Origin of the sequence: Nocardioides sp. CPCC 206347 (assembly GCF_048654605.1) — a bacterium.
In the GTDB taxonomy this organism is placed as follows: domain Bacteria; phylum Actinomycetota; class Actinomycetes; order Propionibacteriales; family Nocardioidaceae; genus Nocardioides.
The window spans coordinates 546,184-559,474 of the sequence record NZ_JBMCYZ010000003.1 but is presented as its reverse complement, the minus strand read 5'-3'; the positions used below and the strand labels follow the sequence as shown (position 1 = coordinate 559,474).

The 13,291-nt window shown below is 70.6% G+C and carries 14 protein-coding genes; 8 read left to right on the top strand and 6 right to left on the bottom strand.

What is annotated here, in order from left to right; genetic code table 11:
• The first annotated feature begins 109 nt into the window (after window positions 1-109).
• The 6 genes from ACOACQ_RS14205 (at window position 110) to ACOACQ_RS14180 (ending at window position 4,363) form a co-directional block, all read left to right on the top strand.
• Window positions 110-700, top strand: a complete 591-nt coding sequence (locus ACOACQ_RS14205; RefSeq protein ID WP_420288566.1) for a DUF6230 family protein — start codon at window positions 110-112, stop codon at window positions 698-700.
• Between the two features lie 146 nt (window positions 701-846).
• Window positions 847-1,338 (top strand): DUF6114 domain-containing protein, encoded by a 492-nt coding sequence (locus tag ACOACQ_RS14200; protein ID WP_378604421.1) that lies wholly within the window; start codon window positions 847-849, stop codon window positions 1,336-1,338.
• A complete protein-coding gene (locus ACOACQ_RS14195) occupies window positions 1,335-2,162 on the top strand; it encodes a DUF6230 family protein (RefSeq protein WP_378604418.1) in 828 nt (275 codons plus the stop codon). The genes ACOACQ_RS14200 and ACOACQ_RS14195 overlap by 4 nt, the downstream gene beginning before the upstream one ends.
• Window positions 2,162-2,587, top strand: a complete 426-nt coding sequence (locus ACOACQ_RS14190) for a DUF6114 domain-containing protein (protein ID WP_420288565.1) — start codon at window positions 2,162-2,164, stop codon at window positions 2,585-2,587. Before ACOACQ_RS14195 ends, ACOACQ_RS14190 begins: the two co-directional genes overlap by 1 nt.
• Window positions 2,574-3,521 (top strand): hypothetical protein, encoded by a 948-nt coding sequence (locus ACOACQ_RS14185; protein ID WP_420288564.1) that lies wholly within the window; start codon window positions 2,574-2,576, stop codon window positions 3,519-3,521. Before ACOACQ_RS14190 ends, ACOACQ_RS14185 begins: the two co-directional genes overlap by 14 nt.
• A complete protein-coding gene (locus ACOACQ_RS14180) occupies window positions 3,521-4,363 on the top strand; it encodes a DUF6230 family protein (protein ID WP_420288563.1) in 843 nt (280 codons plus the stop codon). Before ACOACQ_RS14185 ends, ACOACQ_RS14180 begins: the two co-directional genes overlap by 1 nt.
• Window positions 4,364-4,370: 7 nt before the next feature.
• On the opposite strand, the gene ACOACQ_RS14175 is transcribed toward ACOACQ_RS14180, so the two are convergent.
• The 4 genes from ACOACQ_RS14175 to dnaK are packed head-to-tail and all read right to left on the bottom strand — an operon-like array spanning window position 4,371 to window position 8,450.
• Entirely contained in the window at window positions 4,371-4,802 is a 432-nt protein-coding gene (locus ACOACQ_RS14175) for a heat shock protein transcriptional repressor HspR (RefSeq protein WP_420288577.1), read from the bottom strand.
• Window positions 4,802-5,965, bottom strand: coding sequence for a molecular chaperone DnaJ (dnaJ, locus tag ACOACQ_RS14170; RefSeq protein ID WP_378604406.1), 1,164 nt, complete (start codon window positions 5,963-5,965; stop codon window positions 4,802-4,804). The genes ACOACQ_RS14175 and dnaJ overlap by 1 nt, the downstream gene beginning before the upstream one ends.
• A 50-nt stretch (window positions 5,966-6,015) precedes the next feature.
• Complete coding sequence (gene grpE / locus ACOACQ_RS14165) at window positions 6,016-6,588, bottom strand: nucleotide exchange factor GrpE (RefSeq protein WP_378604403.1); 573 nt, start codon at window positions 6,586-6,588, stop codon at window positions 6,016-6,018.
• Complete coding sequence (dnaK, locus tag ACOACQ_RS14160) at window positions 6,585-8,450, bottom strand: molecular chaperone DnaK (protein ID WP_420288562.1); 1,866 nt, start codon at window positions 8,448-8,450, stop codon at window positions 6,585-6,587. Before dnaK ends, grpE begins: the two co-directional genes overlap by 4 nt.
• Before the next feature lie 205 nt (window positions 8,451-8,655).
• Here dnaK and ACOACQ_RS14155 point away from each other — a divergent pair, with 205 nt between their 5' ends.
• Window positions 8,656-10,209, top strand: coding sequence for a LuxR C-terminal-related transcriptional regulator (locus ACOACQ_RS14155; RefSeq protein ID WP_420288561.1), 1,554 nt, complete (start codon window positions 8,656-8,658; stop codon window positions 10,207-10,209).
• Window positions 10,210-10,315: 106 nt separating this feature from the next.
• On the top strand, window positions 10,316-10,867 hold the full coding sequence (locus ACOACQ_RS14150) for a hypothetical protein (protein ID WP_420288560.1): 552 nt from the start codon (window positions 10,316-10,318) through the stop codon (window positions 10,865-10,867).
• Window positions 10,868-10,884: 17 nt separating this feature from the next.
• Here ACOACQ_RS14150 and ACOACQ_RS14145 read toward each other — a convergent pair whose 3' ends face one another.
• Together ACOACQ_RS14145 and ACOACQ_RS14140 are read right to left on the bottom strand one after the other, a co-directional pair.
• Window positions 10,885-12,417, bottom strand: a complete 1,533-nt coding sequence (locus ACOACQ_RS14145) for a helix-turn-helix transcriptional regulator (protein ID WP_420288559.1) — start codon at window positions 12,415-12,417, stop codon at window positions 10,885-10,887.
• Between the two features lie 65 nt (window positions 12,418-12,482).
• On the bottom strand, window positions 12,483-13,094 hold the full coding sequence (locus ACOACQ_RS14140) for a hypothetical protein (RefSeq protein WP_378604388.1): 612 nt from the start codon (window positions 13,092-13,094) through the stop codon (window positions 12,483-12,485).
• Window positions 13,095-13,291 lie beyond the last annotated feature (197 nt).

Here is a 13,291-nt window from a genome sequence, read left to right as displayed (position 1 = left end):
AGACTCCGGGGCGCTTGGCCTTAGGCATGGGGATGCGGCCAGCGTCCACCGTCGGTTCGGGAGGGATCGGCGGATTGCCAGGAGGATTCAATTGAACAAGATTGATGGAATGGGCCGTACCCGTCTGGGACGGTTCGCAGCAGTCACCGTCCCCGCCACTCTGCTCACCGCAGGACTCGGGGTCGCCATGCTGCAGGGAATGGTCGGCGCCGTGCTTGCGTCGGCCGAGGGATTCACGCTCAACAGTGATCGCATCGAGAGCAACGGACTGAAGGCGCGCGTGGGCGCAGCCGACGTTGCTGGCGGTGATCAGGCCACGGTGTACGCCGAGACCGGCGCCATCACCACGGCCAGCGGAATCGAGGTCATCACCCCCGACGTGACGATCCCGCTGATCAACCTTCCGGCACACCTCGAGGTGTCTTCGACCGACACCACGATCTCGCTCGGTGCCGTCGGGCTCAACGCGAAGACGTTGAACACCCCCAACGGCGCCGCGCTCGGCACCACCACCATCGGTGTCGCGCAGTCCGAGGCCGGCTTCACCAACACCACCACCGACAGCGGCTACGTCGCTGACGCGTTCGCGCTGACGAGCAGCTCGGCTGACCTGCCGAACGTCAACGCGACGGCCTACGCGATCACGTTGCAGAGCCTCGAGCTCGACAACCTGTCGCTCGCGGTCGCGCTCGGTAACTGATCGACCTCCGGTCGATCACCGCGATCAGCCTCTCGGCTGACGGCTCGTCCGTCTGCCCCTGAGCGGTCGCAACTCCGCCCGTGGGGACGCGTGCGCTTCCGCGCGTCCTCACGGGCACCACCACTGTTTTCGTAGGGACACATCGCATGACTGAGATCTCCGACAACCCTGTCGTCGCACCACTCACCGCGGCCCCGCGAGCGGGCCTCGTCGCCCGCATCCGGAACCGCTTCACCCTGTACCGCCGGACCCGCCCGTTCTGGGGTGCCCTGGTCCTCGCGCTCGGGGCGTACTTCATCGCCCAGCCGCTGCTCGGCGGCAGCTTCGCCTTCTACACGACCGTCGGCGCCCGCAGCATCACCCCGCTGCTGCTCGCCGCCGGCATGCTGGCCGCGGCCGCCATCGCGCTCGTCCTGCCCGCCCAGCGCCACTTCCCCGCCATCATCGCGACCCTGCTGTCCGTCGCGTCACTGCCCCTGGCCAACCTGGGTGGCTGGCTGATCGGGATGGTGTGCGGCATCACCGGCGCCGGCCTGGTGTTCGCGTGGACGCCGTACACCGCGAAGCAGCTGGAGCGCTTCGCAGCGAAGGACAAGGCCAGGGCCGAGCGACGAGCCCTCCGCAAGGAACGTCGATGAGCCGGGTACGACGACGCGGCCCGTCGGTCGTCGCCGACCACTTCCGCGCCGCCCTGCGCGAGCGGACCGCGCAGATGACCGATGCCGCCGCCGTACGACGGGGCACCCGGGTGCGGGCCGTCGTACCGCTCGCCGGCGGCCTGTGCGCCCTGGTCTCGATGTTCCAGCTGGTGAGCAACGACGTGATGGCGGTGAACTTCACGACCGCCAACCAGGAGTTCCAGCTGTACTCCAACTACCTCCAGGGCGAGCAGGCCGCGGGCTTCCTCTCGACGAACAACACCTCGACGGGCGAGGACAACGGAGTGACCGAGCTCGGCATCCGCTCGGCGAAGCTGGCCGGGCTGTGCGCGATCGCCCACGAGGACGTGCCGGTGCTCGGCGAGGTGACCCTGATGATCATCGCCGGCGTGCCGGTGAAGAGCTCGTTCGTCAACGGCGCCAACACCACGACCGACGGCGCGGGCGCTCCGCTGGCCTTCGATGCCAACGGTCAGCTGGTCGGCGGGAACCACATCACGGCGAGCAACCTGTTCGTGAACTCCCGATCCCTGAGCGGCTTCGGGAACAAGATCAGCGGCATGAACCTCGGCCAGAGCGCCGACACCGTCGACACGACGGCCGCCATCGAATGGCCCAACGGCCAGGGCCAGCCGGACCCCGGTGACTTCGGCCTGACCGTCGACAAGCTCAACGTCGGCGGACTCGGCGGCGACACCTACGGCATCAACCTGCAGGGAGCGATCACCTTGCCGAACCTCAAGATCAAGGTCATCAAGGGCCACAAGACGCAGGCCGACTGCCCGACCCAGGCCGCCGGCTGATGCGCGCGGCATGGGCGTGGTTCCGGTCCTTCCGGCGGACGCGGCCGTTCTGGGGCGGCCTGTGGTGCATCCTCGGCGGCGCCTGGATCATCCGCTCGATGTTCTTCTCGTTCGTGCTGGCCGTGACCGGGGGCTGGAGCTTCTCGGCCGGCTACATCCTGGGTGGATCGCTGATCCTGTTCGGCGTGGTCACCTGGTGTGCCCCCCACTACCGGGGCCTGCTCGGACTGATGGCGATCCTGCTGTCCCTCGCGGCCTTCGTCGCAGCCAACCTCGGCGGCTACCTCCTCGGTTCGGTCCTGGGCATCCTCGGCGGATCGATGATGTGGGCGTGGGGCGAGAAGGCGCCGAAGAAGGAGAAGGAAGGCCGCACGTCGCGCAGTCATCGTCGAAGGGAACTCGAGGCTGCTGATGCAGCGGCCTGACGGTGTCCTTCCGGGCCAGCTGACGATCGGGCGCCAACGCCTGGTCGTGGTGCTCGCGATCCTGGCGGTTGCCGCGACGACGATCCTGGTGCCCCGCCCCGGCGACGGTGCACGCGGCCAGGCGCAGAGCAATGCCTACCAGCCCTTCGCCTGTGATCAGCCGGGTAGCAGCAACCCGCAGCAGCGGCGCCAGGAGATCCAGCTCGACAACGGCGCCGGCGACTTCAACGCCGCCGGGCGGATGTATCCGTGCCTGGCCGGGGTGCGCTGGCACCTGCAGTCGGGCAACGTCACCACGTCGAGCACGACGCCGGCCATCGGCCAGATCCGTACGGCGTACGGCCGCGAGTTCCCCGACACCGTCTACTACGCCGCTGCCGGCTCGCGCACCGACCTCTACCAGATGGCGTTCAGCGGACTGCAGTTCTGCACCGGCGACACCACGCCCATCAGTGCGTGTGCCCCGACCGGCACCAAGGACATCCAGCTGTACGCCGACACCGCCGACGCGCCCGGCCCGAAGGCAGCCACCAACTACCGGCTGACGATCACCCCCGACCAGGCGATCACCATCGGGGGCTCGGGCGTCTGGACCGAGGTCCTGGCCACGGCCAACAGCTCGTTCACCGTGCCCGTCGCCGAGCTCCCCACGGCGACGCACCTCGCGTGCGGGCTGGTGGGAGGCATCGCCCGCGGGGGCTTCCTGGGCATCGGCGGCACCTGCGAGCTCAGCGCCTCCGACTTCTCCGGCAGTCTCGCCCAGTGGCTCGGTGGCGGCGAGAACTACACGCTGCTCGGGATCAACCTCGACCTCTACTACCTGGTCACCCACCGCCAGAACCCGACGGATCCCTACACGCAGATCCCCGTCGACGGCTCGGGCAACCCACTGAACTCCATCCAGCTCCCCAACACGACGATCTCGGTGAGCTGATGGCAACCGAGACGACGGCCGACGCCGTGCGGCACGGCACCCGCTGGAAGCGCCTGGCCGGGGCGCTGACCGCGTCCCTCGGGACGCTGGCCGCCCTCGCGTCGATCACCTGGCAGAACGCCTTCGGCATCGACGCCACGATCATCATCCAGGACGGCAACGCCACCTTCTCGGCCAGCCAGATCAATGCCAACGACGCGGCCTTCGGGATGGCGCCCGTCCGGCTGGGCAACGGCAACTGGAAGAACGTGCTGCGGGCGGGCTTTGCGACCGCCACGCTCGACGGCCTGTGCATCTCGAAGACGGAGACCCTCGCCGGCCTGGTGAAGTACACGATCAAGCTGACGGCGGGGGACGGCACGGCCGCCCTCGAGAGCCGGGCCAACAACGCGACGCTCGACGTGACGACCTTGAGGGGCGCGGCGATCAGCCTGCAGGGCAGCACCCAGCTCGGGCAGGCCACGACCGACCTCACCACCATCCCGGGCACGGCGCCGTACGAAGCCAATCCCTTCGGGGTCCCGCAGACCTGGGGCGGCGGCTTCTTCGGGCCCGGTGCGGCCGGTCCCAACGCCTACTCCGAGTCGGGCAACGGCGGTCACGTCAACGGCCAGGGCTTCACCGGGATCGACGCGACCCGCGGCACCCTGACCTCGGTCTACGGCCAGCTGTGGCAGGCGCAGGTCTCGGGTGACGTCACCTTGCCGAACCTGTCGATCAAGGTGTTGCCGTTCACCGACAGCATCGGCTTCAACGCCAACGGCACGCAGAACACGACCCCCGACGGCATCGACGACCGCTCGTGCTGGACCGAGGCCCGCAAGGGCACCTACCCGAAGTGACGGCCGCTCAGGGCTTGCGGCGCCAGACCACGACGGACTGACCGATCGTGGCCTGCGGGACCGCGGGCAGGTTGCTCCGCGGGACGGCCGGACGCGTGGCCAGCGCCTGGTTGAGCGCCTCGCGGGCGGCCTCGAGCTCAGCGGCGAGCTCCGCGTTGCGCGCCCGGAGGGCGGCCGCGGCGTTCTCCAGCTCGAGAATCCGGCGCACGCCTTCGATGCCGATGCCGGCGGCTGTCAGGTGCGCGATCTCGCGGAGCCGCTCGATGTCGAGGTAGGAGTAGCGACGCCCGCCCCCGCCGGTGCGTCCGGGCGTGATCAGGCCGACGCGCTCGTAGGTGCGCAGCGTCTGCGGGTGCAGGCCGCTGAGCTGGGCGGCGACGCTGATCACGAAGACCGCATCGCCCTCGCCCGGCGGCCCCTGCGTCGACCCGGTGACCATCACGAGCCCTCCGCGAAGAGGCCTGCCCGCAGCGTCGTACCGGACGTCGCGGCAGCGAACGCCTCCAGCGCCTCCCGGGCCGCAGCGTCGAGGGTGCCCGGGACCTGGACCTCCACCGTGGCGAGCAGGTCGCCCCGGCTTCCGTCGGCCTTCAGCGCGCCCTTGTTGCGGACCCGGAAGGTCCGGCCGCTGGGCGTGCCGGCAGGGATCCGGAGCGTGACCGGGGCACCACCGAGCGTCGGGACCTTGATCTCGGCACCGAGCGCGAGCTCGGCGAACGAGACGGGGACGTCGACCGTGAGGTTCTCGCCCTTGCGGCCGAACACCCGGTGCGGGGAGACCTTGACGACGACGTAGAGGTCGCCGGCGGGACCGCCGCCCTCACCGGGCGCACCCTTGCCCCGCAGCCGGATCCGCTGGCCGTCCTTGACCCCGGCCGGGATCTTCGCCTGGATCGTCCGCGCCGACTGGCCGCGACCGGAGCCATGACAGGTCGGGCACGGGTCGTCGTAGACGAGCTGGCGACCACCGCAGGCGGGGCAGGTCTCGTTCATCGTGAACGCCCCGCCCACCGACGCGGTGATCGAGCCGCTGCCGTCGCAGGTGCTGCAGACGTGGGGACGCGTGCCGGGCTTGCCGCCCGTGCCGTTGCAGGTGCCGCAGGCGCTGTCGGAGCTGATCCGCAGCGAGACGGTGACGCCGTCGAGCGCGTCGGAGAACCCGATCGTCGCGCTGGTCTCGAGGTCGCCTCCCCGAGTCGGACGCGGCGCGCGCCGACCCTGGCCGAAGCCGCCGCCGAACAGGTCGCCGAAGAGGTCACCGAAGCCACCCCCGCCGCCGGCCCGGTCGCGGAGCAGGTCCTCGACGTTGACGCCGCCACCACCGAACCCGCCGCCCGCAGGGAAGCCTCCGCGCCGGAACATCTCCCGCGCCTCGTCGTACTTCTTGCGCTTGGCGGGCTCGCCGATGACGTCGTAGGCCTCGGCAACGGACTTGAACTTCTCGTGCTTGACCTTGTCGTCCGGGTTCGAGTCGGGGTGGTTGGCGCGCGCCAGCTTCCGATAGGCCTTCTTGATCTCGTCGGTCGACGCCGACTTCGTGACACCGAGCTCGGCGTAGAAGTCCTTCGTGGCCCAGTCGGACCGGATTCCGTCGTCACTCATCGCACACCCCTCCCTTCCTGTTCGTCATCTCACCGAGCTGGGGTTCTCGGCTATTCGACCGGGTCGACCACCAGGACCTGCGCAGCGCGCACGACCCGGTCGCCGAACTTGTAGCCGGCCTTGGCAATCAACTTGCAGGTCGTGACCGTGACCTCCGGGTCGGTCCCGATGTGCGACAGCGCCTCGTGGACCGTGGGGTCGAAGGCCTCGCCCACGGCACCGAACTTGACCAGGCCCAGCCCGGCGACGGTGCGCTCGAGCTGCTCGGCGACGGCCTTGAAGCCACCCTCGAGCGGCTCGTGCTCCCGCGCCCGGTCGATGTTGTCGAGGACCTCGACGATCGGCGCGAGCGCGGAGTACGTCGCGTTCTCGCGCAACAGCTCGCGGTCCCGGTCGACCCGGCGCTTGTAGTTGAGGTACTCGGCCTGGAGGCGCTGGAGGTCGAGCGTGCGCTCCTCCAGGGCCATCTTCGTCACCGTGAGCTCGTCGGCCTCGGGGGTCTCGACGACCTCTTCGGACCCGAGCTCCGCAGCGTCGGGGGCGACGTCACCCTCCGGGGAGGGAGCAGCCGTCTCGGGCTGCTCCCCCTCCGGCGTGGCGGGACCGGTCGGGTCCTCGGTCACTTGTTGTCGCCTTCGGCCTCGGGCTCGTCGTCGACGATCTCGGCCTCGACGACGTCGTCGTCGGCCTCGCCCGTGGCGCCCGTGCTGCCACCGGCAGCGGCGGACTCGGCCTCGGCGGCGGCGTACATCGCGGCACCCATCTTCTGGCTGGACTCGCCCAGCTTGCTGATGGCGGCGGTGAGCGTCTCGGCGTCGGCCTCGGCGTTCTCGAGGACCGCCTTCAGGGCGTCGACGTCGGCGCTGACCTCGGTCTTGACCTCGTCCGGGATCTTGTCGCCGTTGTCGGCCAGGAACTTCTCGGTCGTGTAGACGAGCTGGTCACCCTGGTTGCGGACCTCGACGGCCTCGCGACGCTTGGCGTCCTCCTCGGCGAACTGCTCGGCTTCCTTGACCATGCGGTCGATGTCGTCCTTCGACAGCGCGCTGCCGCCGGAGATGGTCATCGACTGCTCGCGACCCGACGCCTGGTCCTTCGCGGACACGTGGACGATGCCGTCGGCGTCGATGTCGAAGGTGACCTCGATCTTCGGGACGCCACGCGGGGCCGGCGGCAGGCCGGTCAGCTCGAAGTTGCCGAGCTGCTGGTTCTGCGACCAGATCGCCCGCTCACCCTGGGCGACCTTGATCTCGACCGACGGCTGGTTGTCGTCAGCGGTCGTGAAGATCTCCGAGCGCTTGGTCGGGATCGTGGTGTTGCGCTCGATGAGCGTGGTGAACACGCCGCCCTTGGTCTCGATGCCGAGGCTCAGCGGGGTCACGTCGAGCAGCAGCACGTCCTTGACCTCACCGGCGAGGACGCCGGCCTGGAGGGCGGCGCCGACGGCGACGACCTCGTCGGGGTTGACGCCCTTGTTGGGCTCCTTGCCGCCGAGCATCTCCTTGACCAGCTCGGTGACGGCCGGCATCCGGGTCGAGCCGCCGACGAGGACCACGTGGTCGATCGCGGAGATCGCGAGGCCACCGTCCTTGAGGACGTTCTCGAACGGCGCCTTGGTGCGCTCGAGCAGGCTGGCGGTCAGGCGCTGGAACTCGGAGCGGGAGAGCCGCTCCTCGAAGTGCAGCGGGCCGTTCTCGCCGTGGGTGATGTAGGGCAGGTGGATCGTGGTGTCGGCCGAGGACGACAGCTCGATCTTCGCCTTCTCCGCGGCCTCCTGGAGGCGCTGAGCGGCGATCTTGTCCTTGGACAGGTCGACGCCGTTGGCGTCCTTGAACTTCTTGACCATCCACTCGACGACCGCGTTGTCCCAGTCGTCACCACCGAGGTGGTTGTCACCGCTGGTGGCCTTCACCTCGACGACGCCTTCACCGATCTCGAGCAGGGACACGTCGAACGTGCCGCCGCCGAGGTCGTAGACGAGGATCGTCTGGTCGTCGCCCTTGTCGAGGCCGTAGGCCAGAGCGGCGGCGGTGGGCTCGTTGACGATGCGGTCGACCTTGAGGCCCGCGATCTCGCCGGCTTCCTTGGTCGCCTGGCGCTGCGCGTCGGAGAAGTACGCCGGAACGGTGATGACCGCGTTGGTGACGGTCTCGCCGAGGTAGGCCTCCGCGTCGCGCTTCAGCTTCTGCAGGATGAACGCCGAGATCTGCTGCGGCGTGAAGTCCTTGTCGACCGGGTCGCCGACGTGCTGGGTCCAGTCGGTACCCATGTGGCGCTTGACCGACCGGATGGTGCGGTCGACGTTGGTGACGGCCTGGCGCTTCGCGACCTCGCCGACGAGCACCTCGCCGCTCTTCGCGAAGGCGACGACGGACGGCGTCGTACGGGCGCCCTCTGCGTTCGCGATGACCGTGGGCTCGCCGCCCTCGAGGACTGCGACGACGCTGTTCGTCGTTCCGAGGTCGATGCCGACAGCTCGTGCCATGGTGTGGTTCCTCCGTAGTGATTCAGGGTTCAGGCGTCAGGTTAGTTGAGCCGAATGGACTCAAGTCTGACACAGGGCACAACGACCGGGGAACCGGGGTTGTTCCCGGCCGCCCAGTCCTCCTTTCCGAGCCTTTCCCGGAGGCACGTGCGCGCCTAGCCTGAGAGGACGAGGGACCTCCGCGGCCCCTCGGCTGGGGGCGGCCATGGAGCCGGAAGCAACCTCTCGGAGCGCCACGATGTGGGACCGGATCAGCCGCGGCGAGCTCAACGCCGCGGCTGCCGACGCGCAGCTGATGCTCGAGCACTGCAGCGAACCGGCAGCCCAGGCAGAGGCACACGCTGCCCTCGGCCTCCTGCTGCAGCGCGTCGGGCGCATCGCCGAGTCCCGCGACCGGTTCACCCGGGCTGCCGATCTCACGCGCTCCACTCCCCGCATCCACGCCTCGTACGTCGCCGACGAGGCCGCGTCGCGGTTCCTGCTCGGCGACCTGACCGGCGCCGCCGGCGCGGCCGAGCGCGCCCGGAGGCTCGGCGACCTGCACGCCAACCCGTTCGCATCCTGCGAGGCGCTCAACACCCTCGCGGCGGTGGCGCTCGGCGAGGGCCGGACCTCTGACGCGCTGCGCCTGACCAGGGAGGCGATCTCCTTCACCGCCGCCGGTGACGGCCGCAACGGCGGCGCTCCCATGGCCCACCTCCACCACGGGATCGTCCTGATCGAGCTGGACCGGTTCGCCGAGGCGGAGTCGGCGTTCAGCGAAGGGCTGCGGCGCTCGGCCGGGGCCGGTGCGGTCGGCCAGCTGACCTGGTACCACTGCATGCGCGGGCTGTGCCGCTTCCTCTCCGGCCACTGGGACGCCGCGATCGAGGATGCGCGGACCGCGCTCGACGCCGCCGAGAGCACGGGCACCCTGATCGCCCGCCCGCTGGCCCGCGGCGTTATCGGCCTGGTGCAGGCGATCCGGGGAAACGTCGCCGCCGCGACCGAGAGCGTCGCTTCGCACGAAGGCACGTTGACCGCCGTCGGCCTCCCCGGCGAGGACTGGCTCGCCATGGCCCGCGCGGCCATGGCTCCCCATCCCGCGGCGGCCCACGCAGCGCTGCTCGAGGGCTGGCTGCACACCCGGCGGACGCCGTACCTCCTGAGCTGGCGCGCCCTGGCGCCGGCCGTGGTCCACCAGTCGATGCGGCAGGGCGAGCACGAGCTGGCCGTCGAGGTCGCCGAGCAGGCCCGCATCGGGGCGGGACGTGCTGGCCACGTCGCGTCCGCAACCGGAGCAGCCCTGCGCTGCCAGGCGATCGCGGAGGCCGATCCAGAGGTCGCACTCGCTGCGGTGGCGGTGCTCGAGGGCTCCGGACGACCCTTCGCCTTTGCTTCCGCCTGCCTGGACGCAGCCCTGCTGCTCCATGCGGCCGGCCACGACGACCGCTCCCGCAAGGTCCTGCGCACCGCGGTGGACGCCTTCCACGGCCTTCGCGCCAATCCCTGGCTGGCCTACAGCGGTCAGCGGTTGATGCATCTGGCCGCCCCAGCGGACGTGGTCGAGCGCTGCCAGCCGGACTGGAGCCTGCTGACCCCGACCGAGGACAGGATCGCCCGCCTGGTGGCCAGCGGGCTGTCCAACCCGCAGGTGGGTGCCGAGCTCTTCATCTCGCCCCGGACGGTGCAGACCCACACGTCGCACATCTACGCCAAGTTGCAGATCACCTCACGCGTCCAGCTCTCGGCGCTGCTGCGCCAGCGCGGCCCCCACTGACCCGCACGAACGTGTCCGCGATATCCGCCAGTCGGCGGATGCCGAGCCCCACCGGGGGCGGCAGTCTCCGGTTCATTGGCAAACCACCATTCACCAGGAGCTCCAGATGAAGCACACGTTCACCATTGCCGGACAGTCCGAGACCCAGCAGCGCTGGCAGCAGGTCCACCGCCGCCACGCCGTCCTGCGCAGGGTCATCACCTCGGGCCGCGTCGACGAGTCGGACGCCGAGCTCCAGGCGGTGTTCCCGAACCGGGACGACCTCGTCCGGGAACTCGTCCAGCACTGGACGACCTTGATGGGGGCCTGTGTCGACTTCGCCCTCGAGGTGGGCGAACAGAACGACAGCGCCGAGACCCTGCGGGAGGCACACCGCGCCACCATGCGGCGTGAACCCCGCCTCTACCCGCTGATCCTGCACACCACCCGGGGGGCACTGGGCGCCGCGCTCGTCGAGCGCGAGTACCTCCGGCTGGCCTGCGCCGTCGGCCTCGCCACCCCGGGGACCTCGGCGGCGGTCGCGTCGCACCAGGTCGCCCTCGTCCTGGACGGTGTCCCGACGCCCTCCACCGAGCCGCGGCCGTCCCGGTTCCGCGCCACGCTGGACCTGCTCGTCGGCGCGGGCCCGTCCCACCCGGTCCAGGAGCTGCTGCACTGACAGGACCGGTCGGATCCTCAGCCGGCGAAGAGCCCCGCGAGCAGGACGCGGCCGGGGACGCCGCACTTGCGACAGGCCGAGGCCAGCTGGGCCTGGACCGTCCGGGACGAGACGCCCAGCTGTTCGGCGATCGCCGGGTTGGAGAGGCCCTGCACCGCAAGGCGAACGACCCGCTGCTCACCGGGCGTGAGGAGGTGCCAGGGGCCCGTCGGCACGTCCGGCGGTTCCGCCGCGACCCGGACCAGCTGACGGGTCACCAACGCACTCCACGTCGTCGCTCCGAGGGCGTGGAAGACGGCCGCCGCTTCATGGAGGGCGGCCGAGCGTCGCGCTGGGTCCGCCGTGGTGCGGGCGGCGGCCACGCACCCGAAGGCGAGCGGGAGGGGCCGTCCGCTCGCGCGCAGGAGCTCCAGGCCGGCGTCGAGTGACTCCGGCGACCCCGATGTCGCGGCCGAGCAGCACAGCGCGGTGGCGCGGGCGCTGATCGTCCCCGCCACCTCCGCCAGCTCCCCCACCCGCTCACTGACCGCGGTGGCGAGCACGTGGTCGCCGCGCTGGACGGCGAGCACCACGAGCGGGTAGGCGAAGACCTTCCAGGCCAGGAAGCTGGGCATGCCGCGCAACCGGAACCACGCCTCGCACAGGGCGTCGTAGCGTTCATCGGCGTCCTCGGTGCTCGCCGCGGCGGCCAGAGCGACCCATTCCTCCCCGAGCCCGCCGCCGGGGCCGAGTCGGTGGGCACGGGATCGCGCAATGAGCACCCGGGCATCGGCCACATTCCCGCGCAGGCCCTCGATGCAGGCCGCGATCCCCCAGGCCAGGGGGCGCGCGGCGAGGGCGCCGGTCCGCTCCGCACGGTCGAGCGAGCGCCGCGTCTCCTCGCGCGCGGCTTCCCAGCTGCCGTCGATGAAGTGCAGCATCGCCTGGGAGGCGAGGTACCAGGCCAGCTGTCCGGTGTCACCCTCGTCCTGCGCGATCCGGATGCCCTCGGCGATGGTTGCATGGGCCTCCGGCATCCGGTCGAGCTCGGCGAGAACCATCGCGAGCACCACGTACGCGGTGGAGCGGTACTCGGCCTGGCCGATCCCCTTGTCGTCGTACGACGCCGCGGCCTCGGCGCACGCCAGCGCCTCGCCCAGGCGACCCCGCCCCAGGTTCACCACGGCGAGCGTCGTGCGCGCCTGTCGCACCGGGAAGTCGAAGTCGTGCTGGGCGGCGAGGACGAGCGCTTCGTTCGCGTCGGCCTCGGCCTGGTCCAGCGCTCCGGCGAGCACGCTCGAGAGCGATCCGACGGCGAGGACCAGTGCGCGGTCCGGACCGGAGTCACCCACCAGGGCCAGGGCCCTGGCGAACTGGTCGCGGGAGTCGGCCGTGAGCCCGGCGCGCTGCATCATCAGGCCGATCGCCGTCTCGACCCGCCCACGCTGCACCGAGTCGTCGCTGACGATGAGCAGTCGGGCGGCCATCGCGAACGCGTGGTCGAAGTCGCCGGCCTGGATCTTCATCCACAGGTCGAGCTCGAGATCGGACGGGGTCGACGGATCGCCCATCCCTCATGGTCACCCCGCTCCCGCCGCCCGCCAAGTGGCGAAAACAGGGGTCAGGGACGGACGGGTCAGCCGACCTGGACGCGGATCTCGTTGCTCACGGTGCCGTCGTCGCGGTCGATCACGCGGAACCGGTTGAGCCCGCCCTGGCCCGTGAAGATGTAGCTCGAGAAGGTGCCGTTGGTGACGCCGACGCTGGCGGGGAAGTCGGCCCAGCCGCCGTTCTCGAAGCGCTGGAGCCACAGGATCGCGCCTTCGCCACCGGGGTAGACCCCACTGAAGTAGATCCGCTCGTCGGCCGCGACGCTGTTGTCGACCGCCTGGAGCGAGATCTCACCGGCCGAGGGCGACTCGGACTCGGTCGACTCGGTCTCCGCGGTCTCCGTCTCCTCGACGTCGGTCTCCTCGGTGGACTGGGTCTCCTCGGGCGTCGCGGTGTTCAGCGTGATCCGCGGCCCCTGTGAGCCGGCGGTCTCCACCGGCGTGGGCAGGTACATCGACTCGCGGACGGTCGATCCGGCGGCCGACGAGCCGCCGCCGTCGCCGATGCCGAGGAACCGCGACCCCATCAGCGCCACCAGGGCGAGGATCAGCCCGACGCCGAGGGCGACGGCGACCAGTGCCACCAGCCCGTTGAGCACGGGGCGGTCGGCGCTGGGCTCCTGCTGGGGGTCGCTCACCTCGCCATTGTCTGTGACGCGGGCGGCGCAACCAAACCGCGTGGGACCGCGCGGGTCGCCACGAGCGTCACCGGACGTACGGCGGCCGCTGCTGATCGGCGACCTCGATGGGCCCCGCCATCGCGTTCCTCGTCCGTCGGTGAACTGCCTTCATCCACCTTGAGCGATCGCGTGCCGCTTTGGTTGCGTGCTGGACG